20 protein-coding genes are annotated in these 22986 nt (G+C 73.5%); 5 read left to right on the forward strand and 15 right to left on the reverse strand.

The window, feature by feature from the left end; all coding sequences use genetic code 11:
* Positions 1-124: 124 nt before the first annotated feature.
* The 5 genes from OG871_RS30915 to OG871_RS30935 form a co-directional block, all read right to left on the reverse strand.
* The gene (locus OG871_RS30915; protein WP_371501287.1) at positions 125-499 is read right to left on the reverse strand and encodes a hypothetical protein; all 375 of its coding nucleotides are present in this window, start codon (positions 497-499) and stop codon (positions 125-127) included.
* 106 nt (positions 500-605) lie between these two features.
* Positions 606-1061, reverse strand: a complete 456-nt coding sequence (locus tag OG871_RS30920; RefSeq protein ID WP_371501288.1) for a roadblock/LC7 domain-containing protein — start codon at positions 1059-1061, stop codon at positions 606-608.
* Positions 1062-1098: 37 nt separating this feature from the next.
* The gene (locus OG871_RS30925; RefSeq protein ID WP_371501289.1) at positions 1099-2025 is read right to left on the reverse strand and encodes a transcriptional regulator; all 927 of its coding nucleotides are present in this window, start codon (positions 2023-2025) and stop codon (positions 1099-1101) included.
* On the reverse strand, positions 2025-2408 hold the full coding sequence (locus OG871_RS30930; protein ID WP_371501290.1) for a hypothetical protein: 384 nt from the start codon (positions 2406-2408) through the stop codon (positions 2025-2027). The genes OG871_RS30925 and OG871_RS30930 overlap by 1 nt, the downstream gene beginning before the upstream one ends.
* Before the next feature lie 421 nt (positions 2409-2829).
* Positions 2830-4332, reverse strand: a complete 1503-nt coding sequence (locus OG871_RS30935; protein WP_371501291.1) for an FAD-dependent monooxygenase — start codon at positions 4330-4332, stop codon at positions 2830-2832.
* Between the two features lie 97 nt (positions 4333-4429).
* On the opposite strand from OG871_RS30935, the gene OG871_RS30940 reads away from it, so the two are divergent.
* On the forward strand, positions 4430-5068 hold the full coding sequence (locus OG871_RS30940; RefSeq protein WP_371501292.1) for a TetR family transcriptional regulator: 639 nt from the start codon (positions 4430-4432) through the stop codon (positions 5066-5068).
* A gap of 117 nt (positions 5069-5185) precedes the next feature.
* Here the strand turns inward: OG871_RS30940 and OG871_RS30945 are convergent, their stop codons facing one another.
* Positions 5186-7504, reverse strand: coding sequence for an immune inhibitor A domain-containing protein (locus tag OG871_RS30945; protein WP_371501293.1), 2319 nt, complete (start codon positions 7502-7504; stop codon positions 5186-5188).
* Between the two features lie 184 nt (positions 7505-7688).
* On the reverse strand, positions 7689-9776 hold the full coding sequence (locus tag OG871_RS30950; protein ID WP_371501294.1) for a prolyl oligopeptidase family serine peptidase: 2088 nt from the start codon (positions 9774-9776) through the stop codon (positions 7689-7691).
* 55 nt (positions 9777-9831) lie between these two features.
* Here OG871_RS30950 and OG871_RS30955 point away from each other — a divergent pair, with 55 nt between their 5' ends.
* Complete coding sequence (locus OG871_RS30955; RefSeq protein WP_371501295.1) at positions 9832-11019, forward strand: aminotransferase class V-fold PLP-dependent enzyme; 1188 nt, start codon at positions 9832-9834, stop codon at positions 11017-11019.
* A 12-nt stretch (positions 11020-11031) separates the two neighbouring features.
* On the opposite strand, the gene OG871_RS30960 is transcribed toward OG871_RS30955, so the two are convergent.
* The gene (locus tag OG871_RS30960; protein WP_371501296.1) at positions 11032-11361 is read right to left on the reverse strand and encodes an ArsR/SmtB family transcription factor; all 330 of its coding nucleotides are present in this window, start codon (positions 11359-11361) and stop codon (positions 11032-11034) included.
* A 41-nt stretch (positions 11362-11402) separates the two neighbouring features.
* Positions 11403-11777, reverse strand: coding sequence for a hypothetical protein (locus OG871_RS30965; RefSeq protein WP_371501297.1), 375 nt, complete (start codon positions 11775-11777; stop codon positions 11403-11405).
* Positions 11778-12453: 676 nt separating this feature from the next.
* Here OG871_RS30965 and OG871_RS30970 point away from each other — a divergent pair.
* A complete protein-coding gene (locus OG871_RS30970; RefSeq protein WP_371501298.1) occupies positions 12454-15321 on the forward strand; it encodes a DEAD/DEAH box helicase in 2868 nt (955 codons plus the stop codon).
* An 86-nt stretch (positions 15322-15407) separates the two neighbouring features.
* Here OG871_RS30970 and OG871_RS30975 read toward each other — a convergent pair whose 3' ends face one another.
* The 3 genes from OG871_RS30975 to OG871_RS30985 all read right to left on the reverse strand — a co-directional run bounded on the left by OG871_RS30975 (position 15408) and on the right by OG871_RS30985 (position 18308).
* Positions 15408-16310 carry a 5'-3' exonuclease H3TH domain-containing protein gene (locus OG871_RS30975; RefSeq protein WP_371503478.1) on the reverse strand — a complete coding sequence of 301 codons (903 nt, stop codon included), beginning with the start codon at positions 16308-16310 and terminating at the stop codon, positions 15408-15410.
* A gap of 56 nt (positions 16311-16366) precedes the next feature.
* Positions 16367-17389 carry a cation diffusion facilitator family transporter gene (locus OG871_RS30980; RefSeq protein WP_371501299.1) on the reverse strand — a complete coding sequence of 341 codons (1023 nt, stop codon included), beginning with the start codon at positions 17387-17389 and terminating at the stop codon, positions 16367-16369.
* Positions 17390-17549: 160 nt separating this feature from the next.
* Positions 17550-18308, reverse strand: a complete 759-nt coding sequence (locus OG871_RS30985) for a gamma-glutamyl-gamma-aminobutyrate hydrolase family protein (RefSeq protein WP_371501300.1) — start codon at positions 18306-18308, stop codon at positions 17550-17552.
* A gap of 151 nt (positions 18309-18459) precedes the next feature.
* Here OG871_RS30985 and OG871_RS30990 point away from each other — a divergent pair, with 151 nt between their 5' ends.
* Positions 18460-19497, forward strand: a complete 1038-nt coding sequence (locus tag OG871_RS30990) for a DUF2510 domain-containing protein (protein WP_371501301.1) — start codon at positions 18460-18462, stop codon at positions 19495-19497.
* 101 nt (positions 19498-19598) lie between these two features.
* On the opposite strand, the gene OG871_RS30995 is transcribed toward OG871_RS30990, so the two are convergent.
* Genes OG871_RS30995 through OG871_RS31005 form a run of 3 tightly spaced genes read right to left on the reverse strand, consistent with a single transcriptional unit; the run spans position 19599 to position 22109 of the window.
* Entirely contained in the window at positions 19599-20015 is a 417-nt protein-coding gene (locus OG871_RS30995; protein ID WP_371501302.1) for a hypothetical protein, read from the reverse strand.
* 59 nt (positions 20016-20074) lie between these two features.
* A complete protein-coding gene (locus OG871_RS31000) occupies positions 20075-21289 on the reverse strand; it encodes an amino acid deaminase/aldolase (protein WP_371501303.1) in 1215 nt (404 codons plus the stop codon).
* Positions 21290-21311: 22 nt separating this feature from the next.
* Positions 21312-22109 carry a hypothetical protein gene (locus OG871_RS31005; protein ID WP_371501304.1) on the reverse strand — a complete coding sequence of 266 codons (798 nt, stop codon included), beginning with the start codon at positions 22107-22109 and terminating at the stop codon, positions 21312-21314.
* Positions 22110-22203: 94 nt separating this feature from the next.
* Here OG871_RS31005 and OG871_RS31010 point away from each other — a divergent pair, with 94 nt between their 5' ends.
* A complete protein-coding gene (locus OG871_RS31010; protein ID WP_371501305.1) occupies positions 22204-22947 on the forward strand; it encodes an SseB family protein in 744 nt (247 codons plus the stop codon).
* The last annotated feature ends 39 nt before the right edge of the window (positions 22948-22986 follow it).

Here is a 22986-nt window from a genome sequence, read left to right on the forward strand (position 1 = left end):
AACCGTAACAGCGGGCCGCGCCCGACCGGGCCTCATACCGACCATCCCCGACTCCCGCACGGGCCGGACGTCCTGACCGCTTCCGCGCCCGGCCCGTGCGGGCCCGCCGGTGCCCCGGCGGGCGTCAGACCTCCAGGTCGGCCTCGATCCGCTTCAGCTGGTGGCGCGCCATCGCCAGGTTCGCACGGCCCTTGTCGAGGGCGAGGTAGAGGAACAGGCCCTTGCCGGAGCGGCTGGTGAGTGGCCGGATCAGGTGGTACTGGCTGCTGAGTGAGATCAGGATGTCCTCGATCGCCTCCTTGAGACCCAGCAGTTCGATCGCCCTGACCTTGGCGCGGACCACATCGGTATTGCCCGCGGCGGCCACATTGAGATCGAGATCGGGCGAACCGCCGAGGGTGCCGAGCGCCATTCCGCTGTTGTAGTCGACCAGAGCGACACCGATAGTGCCGTCGATCGAGTTCATGATGTCCTTGAGTGCGCTCTCGGTGCTGGCCATGGTGTCCTCTTTCGTGATGTTTCGTCGCGGATTGGTTTGTTGTGGGTGTCGTGCTGTGGTGCGGATGGTCGGTCGGTCGGTGGGTCGGTACGGAGGCGGCTCGGGGTCAGTCCCGCTGGTCCTGGCGCTCCAGCGCGGCCTCGGTGAGCGCCTCGATCCGGCGCCCGACCCGGCGGGCCTCCAGGTGCAGTCGGCCGATGTTGGCGTCCGGCCCGGCCAGCAGGGTCAGCACCACGAAGGCGCCGGCCGCGTAGGTGGCGGTGTAGCCGAACTCGCCCCTGGTCATGAGCTCGCGGAAGCCGCCCTGGCCGGTCGCCTCGGCCAGCCGCGCGCCGACTCCGAGGGCGGCCGCCGTGAGCGCGGCCACCCCGGAGGGCTCCAGGCCGGTGGTGTCATGGGCGACCACCAGGCCGTCGGTGGTCGCGACCAGGCTGCCGGTCAGATGGGGGACGCGGGCTCGTAGCCCGCGCAGCTCGGTGAGTACCTCGGGCTCGGCGAGCACCTCGGGGTCGAGCAGTACGGGAGGCCGTCGGGCGGTGAACTGTCGCAAGGTGCGCTTCATGACTCGGTGGGACGGGGGGTAAGGACGGGCGGAACACTCACAGTCGGGCCTCCAGGCCGGCTCGGATCCTGAGCAGCAGGGCGACGTGCGGATCTGACGGGTCGTAGGACGGAGTGGTGGCGGCGGGCCGCGTCCGGGTGGGGAACACGACCCGCTGCGCTTCGACGGGCGGCGGCAGCGGTGGCGGCACCGGAGCCAGCAGTGGTTGCAGGGGCACCGGGGGCGGTGGGAGCGACGGGGTGGACTCGATCAGACCGCCCGCCGCGAGGTGCCGGATGTCCAGCACGGTCCCGAACGCCGAGCGCCCCAGCAGGAGGGCGATCTCTGCCGGGGTGCGGCGGCCGTCCGCGGCCTCCAGGACGGCGCGCCGCCGTCTGGTGCAGCCGCGCGGCACCGCCACCGGCCGGCGCCGGACGACCGCGCCGTCCAGCTGCGGGCACGGCCAGACCCGGTCCAGCAGCGCGCGCCGCCGGCCCACCGCCGCGCGCAGCTCCCGTACGCCCATCGGACGGGCCAGGGTGAACAGCGGCCGGGCGGCGGCCTCGAAGCGGATCTCGCCCTGGTTCTGGCCGAGCGCGAAGTAGGCCGCGTCCAGCAGCGCGGTCAGGTGGCAGAGCTGCAGCTCGCCGGCGCTCACCCGGCCGGTGCGGACCAGTTCGTCCGACATCGGCAGGCCGCTCGCCAGGTGTCGGGCCCAGTCGGTGCCGGTCAGCCGGCCGCAGCCGGTGAGCAGCGCCTCGATGCCGGGGGCGGAGGGACTCTCGGCGTGCACCACGAACCCGCCGACCAGGTGCAGGGTGCCGGCGGCACCGACCATCGCGCCGGTGGCGCGCTGCGCGGCCAGGTCGGCGAGTGCGGTCTCGAAGACGGTGGCGGGCGAGCAGCCGGAGCGGCGCCGGCGGGGCAGCCGCGGGGCGTGCGCGACCGGCGCGTCGAAGGTGCGGGCGTCCAGTGTGACGGCCATCAGTCGATCACCAACTGCTCGGCGATCGCGGCGAGTCTGAGCCGGGCCATCGCGAGGTTGGACCGCTCCCGGTCGAGCCGCAGGTACAGGATGAGGTTGCTGTCGAAGGCGGTGTCGAGGAACCTGACCAGGTGGTAGGCCCCGGCCGAACTGAGGATCACGTCCTCGGCCGGGGCCGTCCCGGACGCCGGGTCGGCGAACGAGGTGCTCTGGGTCACAGCTCTGGCCAGCTCGGTCGCGTCGGCGGCGCCGGCCTCGTGGTCGCCGCCCGGCCCTTCCCCGGCGGTGCCCAGTGCGAGCCCGCTGGTCCAGTCGACCAGGCTCGCACCGAGCGCGCCCGGCACGCCCATCGCCTCGGTAAGGCAGTCATCGATCCCCGGCACTCGATACGCACCCCTCCTGCGGGCCCACGGGGGGCCCGCGCGCGGCACCGCGCTCACTGGCGGTAACCTCTTCGGAGCGTAACGCTAACCCTGAACGTTCGACCTGGGGTCGGAATCCGACATATTCGTCGGGCATATGCCCGAATCTGTTAGGGTCACCGGCCGCGCGGAGCGGACCTTCTGACGGTCGGTCGGCGGGCCGGGCGGTTCGTCGGCGTCCGGTCCTTCGGTCGGAAGGTCCCGCAGCCGGGGGATCGGCGAGCCGAGCAGCCACAGGAACGACAGCACCGCGCCGCCGGCCGCCGGCCACAGGGTCGGCCGCAGTCCGAGGATGCTGCCCAGGGTGCCGTCGAGCAGTGAACCGACCGGCCGGACACCGTAGTTGACCGCCTGATAGGCTCCGGAGGCCAGAACGAACCCTTCACAGGGATGTCAGGTAGGCCAGGGCGGTGTCGCCCGCCGTCGGCCCGGCCGCCACGGTCAGGGCGACGTGGTTGTCGGGCCGGACCAGCACGAGCGCGTCACCGGTGACCCCGTACGCGCGGCGGGCGTGGCCGTCCGGGTCGCCGAGGCCGGCGGGGCCCGCGTCCACGGCGAGCGGGCGGACGTGCGCGGGCAGGCCCGACAGTGCGGGCAGTGCGCCGGGGCCGAACCCGAGCAGGGTGAAGTGGCTCCCGGCGAACGCCTCGAAGAGTCGCACCGGTGTTCCGTCCGGGGCGGTGCAGGGTGCGTCCGGCGCGCGGTCGCCGGCCCGCAGCGGGCCGCCGAGCCGGTCGTCGGCCAGGGGGCCGCCGCGGTAGTCGATGGCGAGGCCGGTGAGGTCGCCGACCCGCCCGGCCTCCACACCCACCCCCGGGGTCCTGGTGCCCTCCGCGACGGCGGCCATGCCTGCGTGGGTGATGCCGAGCGTCCAGGCGGCGACCGGCAGCCGCTCCTCCTGGTAGCTGTCCAGCAGGCCGGGGCCGGCCAGGCCGCGCAGGACGTGGCCGAGCTTCCAGCCCAGGTTCCAGGCGTCCTGGATGCCGGTGTTCATGCCCAGGCCGCCCGCGATCGGGTGGACGTGGGCGCAGTCCCCGGCGAGCAGCACCCGCCCGACCCGGTAGCGGTCCACCATCCGGACGTTGATCCGCCAGGTGGAGAGCCAGGTCGCGTTGGAGAGCCGGATGTCGGTGCGGCCGGTGTGCAGTTCGGCCAGCCGCCGGAAACTCTCCAGCGAGGGCGGCACCGGTGCGCCGTCGGCGTCCAGCTCGGGGGAGGACTGCAACTGCCAGCGGGGCTCGTCCCGGAACGGGCAGAGCATGAAGGCGCCGGCCGGGCTGAACCACTGGTGCCACCGGTCGGGTTCCAGCCCCTCGACCTCGACGTCGCCGCAGACCATCGTGGACTCCGGCTCGCTGTTCCCCTCGAACGGGACGCCGAGCTGCTTGCGCACGGTGCTGCGGCCGCCGTCGCAGGCGACCAGGTAGTCGGCGGCGATCCGGCCGCCGCCGGTGAGCAGCGCCGTCACGCCTGCCTCGTCCTGCTCGAACCCGGCCAGCTCGGTGCCGAGTTCGACCTTCACCCCGTACTCGGCGAGCTTTTCGCGGAGCAGTTCCTCGACCCGCCACTGCGGCAGGAACATGCCGGCCTCGTACGGGGCGTCCGGGGTGGGCCGGGCGTCCGCGAAGGGGTCGGTGTCGTTCACGAACGCGCCCGCGTAGTACTTGCGGAACGGCAGGTGGGTGCGGCCGTGGGCGGCCAGCCGCTGCGCCAGGCCGAGGTCGGCCAGGATCTCCAGGCTGCGCGGGTTGAGCGCCTTGCCGCGCGAGCCGGCCGGGAATTCCTCCGCGCGGTCCAGCACCCGGACCGGTATGCCCTGCCGGGCGAGGTCGCAGGCCAGGGTCAGCCCGGTCGGTCCTGCGCCCGCGATCACCACGGCTGCCATCTGACTCTCCCGTCGTCGGTGTGTCGGAGTTCCAGAGAACAGCAACCCGGTAAGAAAAGCAACCGGGTAACAAAAGTATCCGGGTTATGATTGATGTATGAGTGAGCCGGAGGGCCTGCGGGCCCTGAAGAAGCAGCGGACCCGCCGGGCGATCGCCGACACCGCGATCGGACTGTTCCTGACCAACGGCTTCGACCAGGTGTCGGTGGCCGAGATCGCCGCCGCCGCGGAGGTCTCCAAGCCGACGCTGTTCCGGTACTTCGCCACCAAGGAGGAGCTGGTCCTGCACCGCTTCGCCGACCACCTCGGCGAGTCCGCCCGGGTGGTCCGCGACCGGCCGGCGGGCCTCGCGCCGCTGGCCGCGCTGGAGCGGCACGAGCTGGAGCGGCTGGCCGCACACGACCCCGTGACCGGCCTGAACGACGCGCCCGAGGTGCTCGCGTTCATGCGGCTGGTCTACGACACCCCGAGCCTGTCCTCGCACCTGCGGGACTACATCGCCGAGGACACCGACGCCCTGACGTCGGCCCTCGCCGACGCGCGGCCCGACACCGGCGCCCTGGCGCCCCGGCTGATCGCCGTCCAGTTCATCGGGGTCCGTCAGGAGCTGGCCCTGGCCAACTGGCGCCGCCTCTCCGCCGGCACGCCGATCGAGGAGGCCCACCGGCTCGCCGTCGCCGAGACGGCCGAGGCCTTCGCGCTGCTGCGCGGCGGCGCCGGAGCCCGCGGCTACTGACGCCCGGGACACGGCGGCCGTCACCGAGCCCCGGACCCGCCGGAGCCCCGGCCCCGCCGAAGCGGGACCGGGGCTCTGCTCCTGTCGCCGGACCGCCCGGTCGGGCGGCCGGGCGGCTCAGGAGGCGGGGCCGACCTTGATGGTGGTCAGCTTGCCGCCCTGGGTCTCCCGGACGACCTCGATCCTGGTGTTGGTGTTCGGGACCTGCACGCCCAACTGCGGGGCGGCGGGGTTGTAGTAGCCGCCGGTGCGGTCGTTGAAGACCGGCACCGCGGGCTTCGCCGGGAACTTGGTCACCGCGCTGACGTTGTGCAGCTGGAACGCGGTGGTCGGCTTCAGCGAGAACGGCGCGTCGTAGCTCTGCATCCGCCCGTTGACCGGGGTGCCGCCGTTGAAGTAGTTCACCTCGGGGTGCGCGTCGACCGGCAGGATCAGGCCGCCGCCCAGGTGGTCCTTGGTGTTGTTGTCCTCGTAGGCGGTGTCCCACAGCCAGACCAGGACGCCCTCCTGGTACGGGTAGGTGTCGATGATGCCGGCCTTGCCGTAGATGCCGGAGTACCCGAAGTTGTACGGGCCGGTCTTGAGGTAGGCGCCGTAGCCGACGTAGCGGCGGTTCTCCACCAGGTAGGCGCGCGGGTGGTCCTTGACCGCGTCCTTGCCCTTGATCACCGAGAAGCCGGTCAGCGCCCAGCCCTGACCGCCCTGCTCGGCACCGTCGTTGACGATCTCCACCCCGTCGGCGGCGACCTTCACGGCGTCGATCAGCACGCCCCGGCCGTGGGTGTTGCCGTCCGAGGTGACGTGGAAGCGGACCTGCACCTGCTGTCCGAGGTAGGCGTCCAGCGGGATGTGCAGCCGGGTCCAGGCGTTGGAGCTGCCGCTCAGGCCCGGGGTGAGCGAGGTGGTGTTGCCGATCGGTGCGCCGTCGACGGTGCCGTGCAGTGGCGTCCAGGTCTTTCCGCCGTCGGTGGAGGCGTCGACCGACAGGAAGTCGTAGTCCTGCTCGATGTCGTACCAGGCGGAGGCGTCCAGTGCCGCCGAGGTCGACCGGCCGCGCAGGTCGACGGTGCGGGTGAGCGAGGCGTCCATGTTGTCGCCGGTGTCGCTCCACCACTGCGAGCCGCCCTCGGCCGGGGTGGCCAGCGAGGTGGTGGTCTGCGACGGGGGCAGGTGCACCAGGACGGCCTGCGCCTGGTCGGTGTTGTAGCCGCTGACGCCCAGCGCGTGGCTGGAGCGGGTGGCGGCCTGCGCCTCGTCGTAGTTGAGCCAGCCGAGCTGCAGCTTGCTCCACGCGTCGAGGTCGCCGGGGAACTCGCCGGTGGTGTTCTTGCCCTTGCCCAGGTACGAGGCGGAGGACATCAGCGACCAGAAGTTGACGGCGTTGTCGCCGCCGCTGGTCGGGTAGAGGTCGGGCAGGCCCAGGTTGTGGCCGAACTCGTGCGAGAAGAGGCCGACGCCGCTGTTCTCGCCCGCCTGGAGGTAGTCGTAGACGTACAGGCCGGTGTCGCCGACCGGCGCGCCGCCGATCCGGTTGCCCTCCGGGCCGGTCTGGCCGGTCGGGTCCGGGAGGTCCCAACTGCGGTGCGCCCACAGCGCGTCGGCGCCCTGGGCGCCGCCGCCCCAGGTCTCGTCGACGCCGGCGTGCACCACGATCACGTTGTCGAGGTAGCCGTCCGGCTCGTTGAAGTCGCCGTCCTTGTCGTGGTCGTAGCGGTCCTGGGTGTCGTACTGGGCCAGCTCCGCGCGGACGCTCGCCGGCGTACGGCCCTTGGCGACCTCGCCGTCGAACCAGGCCTTGGTCGCGTCCCGGACGAACTCCTGCGCCTGGGTCCACGCGCCGCTGCCCTGCGGGCCCTTGTTGCTGCCGTAGCGGGCCTCGTTGTACGGGACGGTCACCCAGTCGCTGACGGTGCCCTCGATGTCGTACCGGCCGGAGGACTGGGTGCGGTAGAAGTTGCGCATCGAGTTGGCGCCGGGCGAGGCGTCGAAGAACATCTGCTGGTAGTAGTCACGACTGAAGTCGTTCTTCCAGAAGGTGTGGGTGTCGTCCTTGCCCGGCTGGGGGATCGCGTTGTGCTGCGGCCCGGGGGTGCCGCCGTAGCGGGGCTGGCCGTTGTAGAGCGTCGAGTTGTCGACCTGGTCGCCGAACTGGGCGAGGATCACGAAGACCTTGTCCTTGCGCTGCTGCGCGAGCTGGACGTAGTCGTTGCCGATCTTCACCTTCGCCGGCGTGGTACCCGCGGCGGTCTTCGCCACGGCGCCGCTGTTGACCTGCTCCAGGGCGAGGCCGCGCAGCGCCTGGCGCTTGCGCTCCTGCGGTGCGAGGTCCTGCTGCGGGCCCTCCTGGCCGTCGGCGGCCGGCGCGCCCGTGGTGGCCTGGTGGCCGGAGACGGTGACGGGCGGGACGGGGCGGGCCTGGGCGGGGGTGCCCAGCATGGTCACTGCTATCGCACTGGTGCTCAGTGCAGCCGCGAGGGCTGCGGAGGCTTTGCGCAACTGACCGGTCCTTTCCGGACGGGGGTGGTCGGGTGAGCGGGCGTAATATTTCACATGTCATCGGTCACATGGAAGAGCCTGGACGGGCCGTCACTCGTCGCGCGCGACCGTCGACCCTGTGTGGTCAGGTCAGCGCGCCGCGCAGGAAGTCCAGCTCCAGGGCGGCGAGTTGTTCGTGCGTCCCGTTGGGCGTCAGGTGGCTGACCCCGGGCAGCGCGAGCAGGCTGTGCGGCCGGCCGGCCCGGGTGAGCGCCTGGGAGAGCCGCAGGGTGTGCGAGGGGTGCACGTTGTCGTCCGCCAGGCCGTGGATCAGCAGCAGCGGCCGGCTCAGCGCCGGGGCGTCCTCGACCAGGCAGTCGGCCCGGTAGCCCTCGGGGTTGTCCTGCGGCAGGCCCAGGTACCGCTCGGTGTAGGCGGTGTCGTACAGCCGGAAGTCGGTCGGCGGCGCGCCGGCGCTGGCGGCGTGGAAGACGTCCGGGCGGCGCAGCACGGCCATCGCCGCGAAGTACCCGCCGTAGGACCAGCCGCGCACCCCGACCCGGTCGAGGTCGAGGTCCGGGTGGCGTTCGCCGAGCGCCCGCAGGGCCGCCACCTGGTCGTCGAGCGCGACCCGGGAGAAGCGGCGGAAGATCGCCCGGGTGAAGCCGGGCGAGACGAACGGTGTGCCGCGGTTGTCGGTGGTGACCACCGCGAAGCCCTGGTCGGCCCACCACTGTCGGTGCTGCCACCGCCGCGGCTCGGCGGCGACGGCCTGCGCGCCGGGCCCGCCGTAGACGTCCAGCAGCACCGGCAGCCGTTGCCCGGCCAGGTGGCCGCGCGGGTACACCACCGCGGTGGGCAGGCCGAGTTCGGTGACCCGGGCGAGCTGCGGCACGACCCGGTACGGCAGGGGTTCGGCGTGGTCGGCGAGCGGGAACTCCTCCCCCCGGAAGTGGATCCGGCGGCGGATGCCGTCCGCGTCGGCGGAGGTCAGCAGCAGGGTCTCGCCGCCCGCCGTGGCGGAGTGCACGCCGGCGCCGGCGGTGAGCCGTTCGGGTGCGCCGCCGTCCGGGTCGAGCAGGTAGACGTGCTGGTCGGCGGGCTCCTCCTCGTTCGCCTCGACCAGCAGCCGGCCGCGCAGCCGGCCCACCACCCGGCGGACCTGGATCCGCTCGGTGCTGAGGATCCGGCCGTCCAGGGCCACCCCGCGGGCCCGGCCGTCCGGGGTGTCGGCGGCGGTCAGCAGCCGGCCGTCGTCCAGCCGGGCCGGGGTGCCGGGTACGTCGTCGACCCAGAACTCGTCGGTGGTCCGGGAGAGTTCGGCCGTCCTGCCGGTGACGGGGTCGGCGGTCAGCAGCAGGACGTTCTGCTGCAGCCGGTCGGCGACGGTGAGCAGGATCTCCCCGTTGCCCTCCCAGCCGGCCGCGGTCAGGTACGGGAAGGCGGTGGCGTCCCAGTGCAGCCGTACCCGGTGGCCGTCCAGCCCGAGCACCCACAGCTGGACGTCGGCGTTGGGGCCGCCGGCCTGCGGGTAGGCGAAGGACTCGGGGGCCAGCTCCGGGTGCGCCGGGTCGGCGAAGTGGCGCAGCGGCAGGGCGGATTCGTCCACCCGGGTGGCGAGGACGGCGCTGCCGTCGGGGGACCACCAGTGGCCGCGGGTGCGGCCCAGCTCCTCGGCGGCGGCGAACTCGGCCATGCCCCAGGTGGCGCCGTCCCGCGGGCTGAGCGGCCCGCCGGGGTGCAGCGCGGGGGCCGGGGTGAGGTGCAGGGCACCCTCGGCGACGTAGGCGACGCGCTGCCCGGTGGCGTCCGGCCGGGGGTCGAAGGCGGGGGCGGCGGTGGGCAGTTCGGTGGTGGTGCCGTGGGTGGTGTCGGTACGGAAGAGCCGTCCGTCGAGGGTGAAGACGGCGGTCGAGAGGTCGGCGGTGGCGGCGAAGGAGCCGATCCCCGGAGCCCACAGCCGCAGCCGCTCGCGCAGCCGCCGTTCGGGCGCGGGCAGGTCGGCCAGGGCGCCGGTGCGCTGGGGGGCGAGCGCCACCGGGTCGGCCACCATGGTCTCCTGGCGGGTCGTCAGGTCGAGCAGCCAGAGTCGGTCGACCGGGTCCTGCGGGCCGGTGGAGCGCAGGAAGAGCAGGCGGGTGCCGTCGGCGGAGAAGGCGGCGGCGCGCGGCGAGCCGTAGCTGAACCGGCCGGTGCGGGTGCTGAGGGCGAGGAAGGGGTCGGTGTGGGTCACGGGCACCGATGCTTGCCCCGGGAACCACTACTCGGCTAGAACTATGCAGTGTGAAATGTCACACACCAATGAGCTGTCGATGAGCCACCCGCCCGAGCCGCTGCCGGGCACCCGCGAACTGTTCACCCTGGACCCGGCGGTGGCCCACCTCAACCACGGCTCGTACGGCGCCGTGCCCACACCCGTGCAACGGGTCCAGGCCCGGCTGCGGGCCGAGCAGGAGCAGGACCCGGACGGCTTCTTCGCCGACCTCCCCGACCGGATCGCCCGGGCCCGGGCCCGGATCGCCACCGCGCTGGGCGCCGAACCCGACCGGATCGCGCTGCTCACCAACGTCACCGAGGGCGTCGCGGTGGTGCTGGACTCCCTCCCGCTCGAAGCGGGCGACGAGATCCTGGTGACCGACCACGGCTACGGGGTGGTCTCGGCGGCGGCCGAACGGCGCGCCGCGGAGACCGGTGCGGTGGTCCGCCGGATCCGGCTCTCCCTGTACACCCCCGACGCGGAGGCCGTCCGGGCGCAGGTGCTGGCCGCGGTGGGGGAGCGGACCAGGGTCGCCGTCCTCGACCTGGTCGCCTCGCCGACCGCCCGGGAGATCGCCGGCGGACCACTGCTGGCCGACCTCGCCGCCCGCGGCGTCGCCACCGTGGTGGACGCCGCGCACGCGCCGGGCATGCTCCCCGTCCAGCTCGGCAACGGGGCCGGCGGCGCGGACTTCTGGATCGGCAACCTGCACAAGTGGGCGCTGGCTCCCCGGGCCGCCGCCGTACTGGCCGTCGGCGGGGCCTGGCGCCCCCGGATCCGACCGCTGACGCTCTCCTGGGAGCACGACCGGGGATTCCCCGGACGGGTCGAGTGGCGCGGCACCTACGACTACACACCCTGGCTGGCCGCGCCGGCCGGGTTCGCCCTGCTGGAACAGCTCGGCGTCGACCGGGTGCGCGGCCACAACGCGGCCCTCGCCGCGTACGGTGCCCGGATGCTCGCGGAGCGGACCGGCCTGCGCCCGCTGGCGGCCATGCCGGGCGCGGCGATGCGGGCGCTGCGGCTGCCGCCCGGGGTCGCGGAGAGCGAGCACGCCGCGAAGGCGTTGGCGGTGGCCGTCGCCCGGCGGTTGCAGGCCCGGATCGCGGTGCGGCCGTGGCCCGGTGGCGGGGTGCTGCGGATCAGCGCCCAGCTCTACAACCGGCCCCAGGAGTACCGCGACCTCGCCACCGGCCTGCGGGAGCTGATCGCCCGGTAGCGCGGGCCGGGGTCAGTCCGCCGCGCGCAGCTCGGCGAGCAGCATGCCCTGGTCGGCCAGGAGTTCGGTGAGAATGCGCCGGGCCGCCCGGAGCAGATCGGCGACGTCGGCGCCGGCCAGGGCGTACACCACGGTCGAGCCCTCCCGGGTGGCGGTCACCAGCCCGGCGCGGCGCAGTTGGGCCAGCTGCTGGGAGAGGTTGGAGGGCTCGATGTCCAGCTCGGCTAGCAGCTCGCGGACCGGCGTCGGGCCGGCCTGCAGCAGCTCCAGCACCCGGATCCGGATCGGGTGACCGAGCATGCGGAAGAACTCGGCCTTCGCCTGGTGCAGCGGTACGGGCACCCGCGCCTCCTCTCTCCGTGGCTCCGCCGGCCGGTCGCGGGTCAGACCTCAATCGAGGCCTCGATCCGCTTCAGCTGGTGCCGGGCCATCGCCAGGTTGGCCCGGGACCGGTTGAGCGCGAGGTAGAGGAACAGGCCGCGCCCGGTCTGTGTGGTGAGCGGCCGGATCAGGTGGTACTGACTGCTCAGTGAGATCAGGATGTCCTCGATCTCGTTGTCGTGGAGGTTGAGCATCTCCATGGTGCGCATCTTGGCCCGGACCACGTCGGTGTTGCCCGCGGCCGCGACGTTGAGGTCGAGCTCGGTGTTGTCGCCGAGGGTGCCGAGCGCCATGCCGCTGCCGTAGTCGACCACGGCGACGCCGATGGCGCCCTCGATGACCATGGCGTCCTTGAGCGCGGTTTCCAGAGTCGCCATCGCGAGGTCCTCCCAGCCGGTGAGTCCCGCCGCGGTGGCGGGGCAAGTGCTCCGACTGTGGGGGACGGGTGCGGCCGCGTGCGGCGGGATGATCAGAACTGATCCGAGCCGGACTGATCATGAACGATCGGTGTTGGATTTCAGGCGGGTTGAAGACTTCAGCAAATCCGAATCTGATTGATCAAGCATGACCGTCACCCTTGGGCCGCCAGCCGCGCCGCCGGCCGCAGCGACCGGTTGCGGGCATGCTGGCCACGCTCCCACGCGGAGGCGGGACTCGTTCCTGTCGTTCGGATTCCCGCCGTACACCGGCCGGCTGACGGTGTCGAGGGGTCCTTGGACACGTACGGGTCGAGCACCTCGGCCGTGGAGTCCTGTGACTGGCCGCACAGGCTCGATTGCGTCAGGTTGCCGAACGGTCGGCCGAATTACTGTCGACAAGGCGCCAAAGACCCACCGCGGGCCACCCGGGCTCCGGCCCGCGAAAAATCGGTGCTATCGATGTCAGTCCCGGCGGGTAATCTCTGGCTGAGATGCTCGATCACCACAACACCCACCACATCCGCTGCGCCCCGACGGCCTTCCAAGCCCCGGCCCCGCAGCCGCAGGCGTCGCCGTCTGCGCACCCGTCTCGCCCCTCGGGGCCGTCCGCCCGCGGGAAGAAAAGGTGACGCCGATGAACAGCGCCATGCCGGGCCGCAGTGACCAGCAGCTCACCGGCCAGGAGCAGCTCAGCCCCGCCGAGGCCTACCAGGCCGCCCGGCGCCGGGCCAAGGAGCAGGCCACCGCCCTCTACGGCTTCCAGCAGCTGTACGACTTCCCCCTCGACCCGTTCCAGATCGAGGCCTGCGAGGCCCTGGAGGCCGGCGAGGGAGTCCTGGTCGCGGCCCCCACCGGTTCCGGCAAGACCATCGTGGGCGAGTTCGCCGTCCACCTGGCCCTGGCCGGCGGCCGCAAGTGCTTCTACACCACCCCGATCAAGGCCCTGTCGAACCAGAAGTTCGGCGACCTGGTCAAGCGCTACGGTGCCGACAAGGTCGGTCTGCTCACCGGGGACAACTCGGTCAACGGCGACGCGCCCGTGGTCGTGATGACCACCGAGGTCCTGCGCAACATGCTGTACGCGGGTTCGCGGGCCCTCGACGGCCTCGGCTACGTCGTCATGGACGAGGTCCACTACCTGGCCGACCGCTTCCGCGGCGCCGTCTGGGAGGAGGTCATCATCCACCTCCCCGAGTCGGTCGTGCTGGCCTCGCTGTCCGCCACCGTCTCCAACGCCGAGGAGTTCGGCGACTGGCTGGACACCGTCCGCGGCGGCACCAGGGTGATCGTCTCCGAGCACCGCCCGGTGCCGCTGTGGCAGCACGTGATGGCCGGCAACCGGATGTACGACCTGTTCGCCAGCCCCGACCGGGACGGCCGCCCCAAGGACGCCCCGCGCAATCCCGCCAAGGCGGTCAACCCCGAACTGGTCCGACTCGCCCGCTCCGAGCAGGACCGCGGCGGCCGCGACCGGTTCGCCAAGGGCCGCGGCCGCTCCATGCCGACCGGCCGCCCCACCAGGATCTGGACCCCCGGCCGGGTCGACGTCATCGAACGGCTGGACGCCGAGGGCCTGCTCCCCGCGATCACCTTCATCTTCAGCCGGGCCGGCTGCGAGGCCGCCGTCCAGCAGTGCCTCACCTCCGGCCTGCGGCTCAACCGGGAGGCCGACCGGGCCAAGGTCCGCAAGATCGTCGAACAGCGCTGCGCCGACATCCCCGACGAGGACCTGCACGTCCTCGGGTACTTCGAGTGGCTGGACGGCCTGGAGCGCGGCATCGCCGCCCACCACGCCGGCATGCTGCCGAGGTTCAAGGAGGTCGTCGAGGAGCTCTTCGTCAAGGGCCTGGTCAAGGCGGTCTTCGCCACCGAGACCCTCGCGCTCGGCATCAACATGCCCGCCCGCTCGGTGGTCATGGAGAAGCTGGTCAAGTGGAACGGCGAGACCCACGCCGACATCACCCCCGGCGAGTACACCCAGCTCACCGGCCGGGCCGGCCGCCGCGGCATCGACGTCGAGGGCCACGCCGTGGTGCTCTGGCAGCGCGGCCTCGACCCGGAGGCCCTGGCCGGCCTCGCCGGCACCCGCACCTACCCGCTGCGGTCCTCCTTCCGTCCCTCGTACAACATGGCCGTCAACCTGGTCGGCCAGTTCGGGCGGCACCGCTCCCGCGAGCTGCTGGAGACCTCCTTCGCCCAGTTCCAGGCCGACCGCTCGGTGGTCGGCATCGCCCGCCAGGTCCAGCGCAACGAAGAGGGCCTGGACGGCTACCGCGAGTCGATGACCTGCCACCTCGGCGACTTCGACGAGTACATGGGCCTGCGCCGGGCCCTCAAGGACCGCGAGAACGAGCTCGCCCGCGAGGGCTCCACCCAGCGCCGGGCCGCCGCCGTCGAGGCGATCGAGCAGCTCAAGCCCGGCGACGTGATCCACGTCCCGACCGGCAAGTTCGCCGGTCTCGCCCTGGTTCTCGACCCGGGCCTGCCGCCGGTCAGCCGCTCCCCGCGGACCAGCCGCCACCCCGACTACCAGGACGGCCCGCGCCCGGTGGTGCTCACCGCCGAGCGCCAGGTCAAGCGGCTCGCGATGATCGACTTCCCGCACCCGGTCCAGGCCCTGGAACGGGTCAAGATCCCGAAGTCCTTCAACCCGCGCAGCCCGCAGTCCCGGCGCGACCTGGCCTCCGCCCTGCGCACCAAGGCCGGCCACCTGGAGCCCGAGCGCTACCGCAAGGGCCGGACGGCCGCCGCCGACGACGACCGGATCGCCGAGCTGCGCGCCGAGCTGCGCCGCCACCCGTGCCACGGCTGCGACGAGCGCGAGGACCACGCCCGCTGGGCCGAGCGCTACCACCGCCTGCACCGCGACACGGAGTTGCTGGAGCGCCGGATGCGCTCCCGCACCCACACCATCGCCCGCACCTTCGACCGGGTCTGCGGCCTGCTCACCGACCTCGGCTACCTCACCGGGGACACCGTCACCGAGGACGGCAAGCGGCTCGGCCGGCTCTACGGCGAGCTGGACCTGCTCGCCTCGGAGTGCATCCGCGAGGGTGTCTGGTCCGACCTGGCCGCCGCCGAACTCGCCGCCTGCGCCTCGGCGCTGGTCTTCGAGGCCCGGCAGTCCGACGACGCCACCGCCCCCCGGGTGCCGGAAGGCGCGGCCAAGGAGGCACTCGGCAAGATGGTCCGGATCTGGGGCCACCTGGACGCGCTGGAGGAACAGCACCGGATCTCCACCGCCGAGGGCGTCGGCCAGCGCGAACCCGACCTCGGCTTCGCCTGGGCCGCCTACCGCTGGGCGCTCGGCCACAGCCTGGACTCGGTCCTGCGGGACGCCGACATGCCGGCTGGCGACTTCGTCCGCTGGACCAAGCAGCTGATCGACGTGCTCGGCCAGATCCAGGACGCGGCCGGCGAGGACACGGCCCTGCGTTCCACCGCCCGCAAGGCCGTGGACGGCCTCCGCCGGGGCATCATCGCCTACTCCTCGGTCGGCTGAGGCCGCCGGGTATCCATCCGCACCTGGTCGACCCACAGGGGCGCGCGGTTCCCCGCGCCCCTGTGGGTCGACCCGCGGCGTGGTGCCTACGGGTGCGCCAGCGCGGCGAGGACGCGCTCCAGCGAGCTCCCCAGGTTCCACCGAGTGGCGAGCTCCTCCAGCGTCATCGGGTCCAGCGGCTCGCTCGGCAGCACCGGGTCGAACGCGGGCAGCGGGCAGTCGGCGGCGACCCGCACCACGGTCGGCGCGACGTCCAGGTACGCCGACCCCTCGACCAGGTTGCGCCGCCGGGCCGGCGTCAGCTTCGACATCGGGTCCAGCGCCGCCGCCCGGACCCCGGCCAGGTCGCCGTACGTCTGGAGCAGCTGGGCCGCCGTCTTCTCGCCGATGCCCTTCACCCCCGGCAGCCCGTCGCTGGCGTCGCCGCGCAGGGCCGCCATGTCCGCGTACGCGGCGCCGTCCACGCCGTACTTCTCCAGCAGCAGCGCGTTGTCGGTGACCTGCGGGTGGCCGACGCCCTTGACCGGGTACAGCACGGTGACCGCCCGGTCGTCGTCGACCAGCTGGAACAGGTCGCGGTCGCCGGTGACGATCTGCACCGGGCCGGCCGCCCGCGCGGTCAGCGTGCCGATCACGTCGTCCGCCTCGTAGCCGGGGCAGCCGACCCGGGCGATGCCCAGCGCGTCCAGCACCCGCTCGATCACCGGCACCTGCGGCGACAGGGTGTCCGGGATCTCCTCCTCGTTCCCGGTGGCCTCCGCGGCCAGCCGGTGGGTCTTGTAGGAGGGGATCAGGTCGACCCGCCACTGCGGGCGCCAGTCGGCGTCCATACAGGCCACCAGGTGGTCCGGGCGGTGGTCCTGGACGAGCCGGGCGATGAAGTCGAGCAGGCCGCGGACGGCGTTCACCGGCTGCCCGTCGGGGGACTTCACGGACTCCGGCACGCCGAAGTACGCGCGGAAGTAGAGGCTCGCGGTGTCGAGCAGCATCAGTCGGGGTGCGGTCACCCTCAGATCATGCCGCACGGCGGTGACGAACCGTCGGTTCAGTGCTCGTGCGGGCCGCTGCGGTGGACGGGGCCGTGGGCGTCCGCGCAGTGGTCCCAGGGTTCGGCGGCGGTGGGGCCGGTGATCTGCAGCAGCCCGTCGGTCTCCTCCTCGCCGACGTGGTCGACCTGGAGGGTGCTGTGGCTGATCCGGTACTCCTCGCGCAGCCGGCGCTGGAGCTGGCGGCGGACGGCGTGGCAGTCACCCCCGGGAGTGACCAGGATGTGGGCCGAAAGGGCCGGCTGGCCGGAGGTGATCTCCCAGATGTGCAGGTCGTGGATCTCCTCGACCAGCGGGTCGGCCACCATCTGGTCGGCCACGGCGTCCGGGTCGATGCCGGCCGGGGCCGCCTCCAGGAAGATCCGTCCGGAGTCCCGGACCAGGCCGATGCCCGCCTTGAGCATCAGTACCACCACGATCAGCGAGGCGATCGCGTCCGCCTGCACGAACCCGGTGGTGAGCATCACCGCACCGGCCACGGCGGTGGCGATGAAGGCGTACAGGTCGGTCACCACGTGCTGGAAGGCGCCCTCGACGTTGAGCGAGCTGCGGTTGGCCCTGGACATGCACCAGGCCGCCGCGATGTTGACGACGATCCCGACCAGCGCGGTGACCAGCACCAGCGAGCCGGTCACCTCGGGCGGGTGGATCAGCCGCTGGACCGACTCGTACCCGAGCCAGGCGGACAGCACCAGCAGGGTGACGCCGTTGGCCTGGGCGGAGAGGATCTCCGCGCGCTTCAGGCCGTAGGTGTAGCCGCCGCGGGCGGGCCGGGCGGACAGCCGCATCGCGATCAGGGCCAGCACGATCGAGGCCGCGTCGGTGAGCATGTGCGCGGCGTCCGAGATCAGGGCCAGCGACTGGGCGGCGTAGCCGACCACCACCTCGCCGGCCATGAAGACGACGATCAGGGCCAGCGCGCCGAGCAGCCAGCGGCGGTCGGCGTCGGCCGCCACCGCGTGCGAGTGGCCGCCGTGACCGTCATGGCCCTGGTGGTCGTGCTGGTGGTCGTGGCCGCCCATCGAGATCCTCTCCCGCACGCTTCGGTCGCCGGGCCGAACTGCCCGTCCACGAAGTGAACCCCAGATCAGACGAAGATCCAAAGGCTGCACTGGTGACCGTTGTCGTTCCCGTCGGACGGGCGTACGGACGGTCCTGCGGGCGCTCGTACGGGTGTCCGGTTCAGCCGACCGGGACGGGCACCGCGACCGGTTCCGGCGTACCCGGGCGGACCGCCGTGGCCGCCCCGACCAGGGCCTGCATCACCCGCAGGTCCTCGCCCTGCTCGGGGTGCCACTGCACGCCCAGCACGAAGCCGCCGTCGGTCGCGTCCTCCACCGCCTCGACCGTGCCGTCCTCGGCCCGGGCGCAGACCGTCAGCCGTTCGCCGAGCCGGTCCACCGCCTGGTGGTGCGAGGTCGGCACCACCACGCTCTCCTCCGGCAGCAGGCCGCCCAGCAGCGTCCCGGCGACCGGGCGGACCGCGTGCCGGCCGTAGCTGCCCTCACCACCCGCATGGCCCTCGTGATGCACCCGGTCGGGGAGGTGCTGGACCAGCGAACCGCCGCGGACCACGTTCAGCAGCTGCATCCCGCGGCAGATCCCGAGCACCGGCACCCCGGCCGCCAGACCCGCGCGCAGCAGGGCGGCCTCCCAGGCGTCGCGCTCGGGGGCGACGGCCTCGGTGCACGGGTGCGGCCGCTCGCCGTAGAGGGCCGGATCGACGTCCTCGCCGCCCGCGATCACCAGCGCGTCCAGCCGGGCCACGGCCCCGGGCGCGTGCTCGGGTGCGTCCGGCGGGAGCAGGACGGCCAGGCCGCCGGCGGCGCGGACCAGGGCGGGATAGCGCTCGGGCAGCATGACTGCGAGCCGGCGGTCGAAGCGGCCCCAGGCCGCCGTGGTGAGGTAGGTGCTGATGCCGATGACGGGCCGTTGGGTCATGCGGGAATTCTGCCGCCTCGTGGGGCGCGGCGCGGCCGCTGGGGCGATCCGGGTGAGGGGCGTGTCTTTCTCATCCGAATCTCATCGGGGAAAGGCCGTTTTCAGGTCGCGCTGATTCCGCGTTTACCCGTATGCGCCTAGATTCTCTGGCGTGAGCGAGCAGATTCCCGCCGGGTGGTACCCGGACCCGAAGGACACGACCACCGACCCGCGGCCGGAGCGCTGGTGGGACGGCACCGGATGGACCACCACGACCCGGCCCGCACAGGTCGAGGGCGCCGAGGGCGGCCCCGAGGACCAGGTGCTGGAGGGGCACGTCCTGGGCACCGGCCCGACCGTCCACTACCCGGGGCTGCCGCTCGCCGCCGACCCGGCGGCCCCGGCGAAGGCCCGGACCGGCCCTGGCCGGGTGGTCCTGCTGGCCGCCTCGGTGGCCGCGCTGATCGGCCTGGCGGTCGGCTCCGGCGTGACGTACCTGGTGATGGACGGACGTTCCGGCGACCGCCGGGCCGTGGACCGTAAGGGCCCGGGCCCCGGCTCGCAGGACCTGCGCGGTCCGGGCGGCAACGGCGGTCCCAGCGGCGGCAACGGGGACGGCGGCGGCCGGGGCGGCAACGGCGGTGGCCGCGGCGGCGGCCAGGGTGGGGGCCAGGGTGGGGGCGGCGGCGGCAAGGCCGGCGGGCCCGCCGTCGACGCGGTGAACCGGATCAGCCTGCCCGTCCCCGACGGGTGGAAGGGCGGTACCACCTCGGACGGCTTCGCGGCCCTCACCGTCGGCTCGTACACCTGCGCCGACGGCACCAGCCCGTGTTCACTGGGCGGTGTGGTCACCGGCAAGCTGGCCGGCACCGACGCCAAGCAGGCGGCCCTGGCCGACATCGCGACCGCGGCCAAGGACTCCTACGGCGACATCAAGTCGCACGAGGAGCTGAAGTCCGAGCCGGTCACCGTGGCCGGCCACGGCGGGTACCTGGTCCGCTGGAAGGTCGACGCACCGCAGGGCAACGACGGCTACGTCGAGACGGTGGTCTTCCCCACCGCCGACGGCAAGCAGCTGACCACCGTGCACCTGGGCTTCGACGTCGACGGCAAGGCGCCGGACGTGAAGCTGATGGACACCATCGTCACCGGCATCGCCGCCTACAACGGCCCCGGCCCGGACGGCGGTTCGGGCGGCACCCGCACCTGACGCGGCGCCTGCGGTGCACCCCCCCGGTCCCCGGTGCCGTCGCCGGGGACCGGGGCCGTTCGCTGCCCGGTGCTCACTTCCTGGCGTTCACTGTCCGGCGCTCACTGCCCGGTGTGCACGCTGCCCACGCTGCCGGCCTGGATCGACACGCCGCGGAACTCGCCGTTGACGGTGGTGGTGGTGGTGACGGTGGTGTGCGCCGGCCCGGGAGCCGCCTGCGCCGCCGGGCTGAGCTCGTCGAGCAGCGCCCGGAGCCGGGCGGCGGCCTCCGGGTCGGCCGCGAGCGCCCGCCGCAGCCGGTTGCCCCACTCGGTCTCCGCACCGGCCGCCACGGCCGACGGGTCGTCCGCGGCCAGGAGTTCTGCCCGGGCCTGGTCGAGGTCCTCGCCGACGTCCTCGCTGCGGCGGCCGAACAGCGACGCGAACCGGCCGCGCGCCTCCGACCACAGCTCGGTCACCATCAGCGAGACCAGTGTGGTCGCTCCCGACGTGGCCAGTGCGACGATCTCCGCCTCCACGGCAGCCCCTTCCGATCGACAATCCGACTGGCCGTCAGCCTAGGGCAGGCCACCGACGTTCAGAGGAAGGTTTTCCCCTCGCCGCGGTACGTGGGCACGGTGTCGGTCACCCGGTCGCCCTCGACCAGGTGCAACTCGGCGAAACGCTCGCACAGTTCGCCCGCCTTGGCGTGCCGGAACCAGACCCGGTCGCCGATCAGCAGGTCGTCGGCGGCCGAGCCGAGCAGCGGGGTCTGCACCTCGCCGGCCCCCTCCTGGGGGTCGTAGCGCAGTCCGGAGGGCAGGTGCGGCACGGGGGAGCGGTCCGGCCCGGCCGCGCCGGAGGCCGGGTAGCCGCCGCCGAGCACCGTGACCACGCCGACCCCCGGCCGCCGCACCACCGGCTGGGCGAACAGCGCGGCCGGACGGCCCTGGAACGAGCGGTAGTTGTCGAACAGCCGCGGCACGTACAGCCCGGACCCGGCGGCCACCTCGGTGACCGCGCGCTCGGCCACCGTGCTCTCCACGCTGCCGGTGCCGCCGCCGTTGACGAACTCCAGCTCGGCCACCTGCCGCAGCCGCCGCACCACCGCGGCCCGCCGCTGGGCGAGCTCGGTCCTGGCCCTGGCCTGCATCACCTGGATCGCCCGCGACCTCAGCGGCCGCCCGGGGATCCGGTCGCCCACACCGGCGATGTGTCCCTCGTACGCCATCAGGCCGACCACCCTGAACCCCGGCCGGGTGTGTACGAGTTCGGCGAAGGCGCCGAGCTCCTCCGGCGTCCGCATCGGGGCGCGCCGCGCGCCGACCCGGACCCGGCCGCCCAGCAGCCGCAGGGAGGTGTCCAGTTCCAGGCAGACCCGGACCTCCTCCGAGCCCTCGCGGGCGCGGTCGATCAGGTCCAGCTGGGACAGGTCGTCGACCAGGACGGTGACGGCGGCGGCCAGTTTGGCGTCGGAGGTGACTTCGGCGTAGCCGGCCCGGTCGGCGGACGGGTAGGCGAGCAGGATGTCCTCGAAACCGGAGCGGGCCAGCCAGACCGACTCGGCCAGCGTGAAGCTCATGATCCCGGCGAAGCCGTCCATGCCCAGCACCCGTTCCAGCAGTGCCCGGCAGCGCACCGACTTGCTGGCCACCCGGATCGGCTTCCCGGCCGCCCGCCGCGCCAGGTCGGCGGCGTTGGCGTCGAAGGCCGCCAGATCGACGATGGCCAGCGGTGCGTCGAGGTGTGCGGTGGCCCGGTCGTAGCGGGCGCGGTCCGAGGCGAGGCCCGGGGCGGGCTGCAGGATGGCCATGGGCGCAGACTGCCACACGGGACTACCGCTGGGTAGGGTCCGAGCCGGAGATCTCGGCGGTCAGGAAGGCCGTGGCGGCGACGGACAGCGACTCGACCGTGCCGATGCCCCGGCTCAGGTCGGGCGAACCGTCGGAGAGCACGGCCACCAGCAGTTGGCGCTGTTTCACCGTCACCCGGCCGATGCTGTTGACCACCCAGAGCCCGCTGTCGGCGCGCGGCAGCCAGCCGTTCTTGAGCAGTGCGGGCCCGGCGGCCGAGACACCCCAGTCCTGGCCGCTGCTGATCCGGCCCATCAGCCGCTGCAGATACGCCTGGGCATCGGCGTCCAGCGGCGAGCCCGGGCCGAAGACCACCCGGAGCAGGCGCAGCTGGTCGGCGGCGGTGGTGCTGGTGAGCCCCCAGTAGCCGTCCGCACCGGCCGTGGTCGCGGTGAGCCCGAAGACCGCGTTGGCCTCGTCCAGCCCGGCGGCGCCGCCGATCTGCCGGTAGAGCTCGCTCGCGGCGTCGTTGTCGCTCTGCTCGATCATCAGCTCGGCGGCCGTGGCCTGCGCCGCGGTGAGGCCGGTGGCAGGGGCCCGGAGCAGCAGGGCGGCCAGGATGTCCGCCTTGACGATGCTGGCGGTGACGAAGGCGTCCTCGCCGTGGCTCGCGCCGGTGCCGGTGGCGAGGTCCAGCACGGCGACCGCGGCGTGCCCCTCGGCCACGCCCCGGAGGGCCTCGGCCAGTGCACCGCCCGTCAGGCCGAGTACCACGGCCGCCACCACCGTCCGTCTGATCCGCCGCCGCCGTCTGCGCGCGGCCCGCCGCCCTGCTGCCATGGCCCGATGCTCGGCCGCGCGCCTTGCCGGGTGCTGAGCCGCGGGTGAGCGCGGGCTGAGCAGACCGGCCCGTCAGGTGGCATACCCTCACGGGGTGGAGCGCAAGAACATCCCGAACCCCGGGTTCTCGGACGACGACGGTACCGCCGACCCGCGGCTGGCCTCGGCCCTCGCGGCCTGGGCCGACGACCGTACGGTGGAGGGCGAGCTGCTGGACGCCCTGACGGCGAGCCGGCTGATGGTGCCGATCGTCGCCCTGCTCGGCGAGGTGGAGACCGGCCCCGACGGGCTCCGGCGCGAGAAGACCAGCGACATGGCCGTCCCGGTGGTCGAGGCGCCGGACGGGCGCCGTGCGCTGCCGGCGTTCACCTCGCTGGAGAGCATGGCCCGCTGGCGCGCCGATGCCCGGCCGGCCCCGGTGGCCGCCCCGCAGGCCGCCATGGTGGCGTACTCCGAGCGTGCCGACACCCTGCTGCTCGACCCGGCCGGGCCGGTCCCCTTCCAGCTCACCGGCGCCCGGCTGCGCGCGGTGGCGGAGAACCGGCACTATCTGCCGCCGGTCGCGGACCCGGAGGTCCGCGAGGCGGTCCGGGCGCTGCTCGCGGCCGAGCCCTCGGTGCTGGCCGGCCACCTGGCGCCCGGCCAGGGGGTGGACGGCACGCTGGCGGTGACCCTGGCGGAGGGGACGCCCGACGGGCTGGTCCGCGAGACGGTCGAGCGGCTGGCCGGCGGGCTGACCGGCGATCCGGTGCTCCGGGTCAGGCTGGACCGCGGCCTGCAGCTGGCTCTGGTGCCGGCCACCACCGCGCTGCCCGCCGACGCCCTCTACCGCCGCTGACCCGACGCCCTCGACCGCGGCCGGCCCGGACCGGCGGCC

Origin of the sequence: Kitasatospora sp. NBC_00374 (assembly GCF_041434935.1) — a bacterium.
Lineage (GTDB): Bacteria > Actinomycetota > Actinomycetes > Streptomycetales > Streptomycetaceae > Kitasatospora.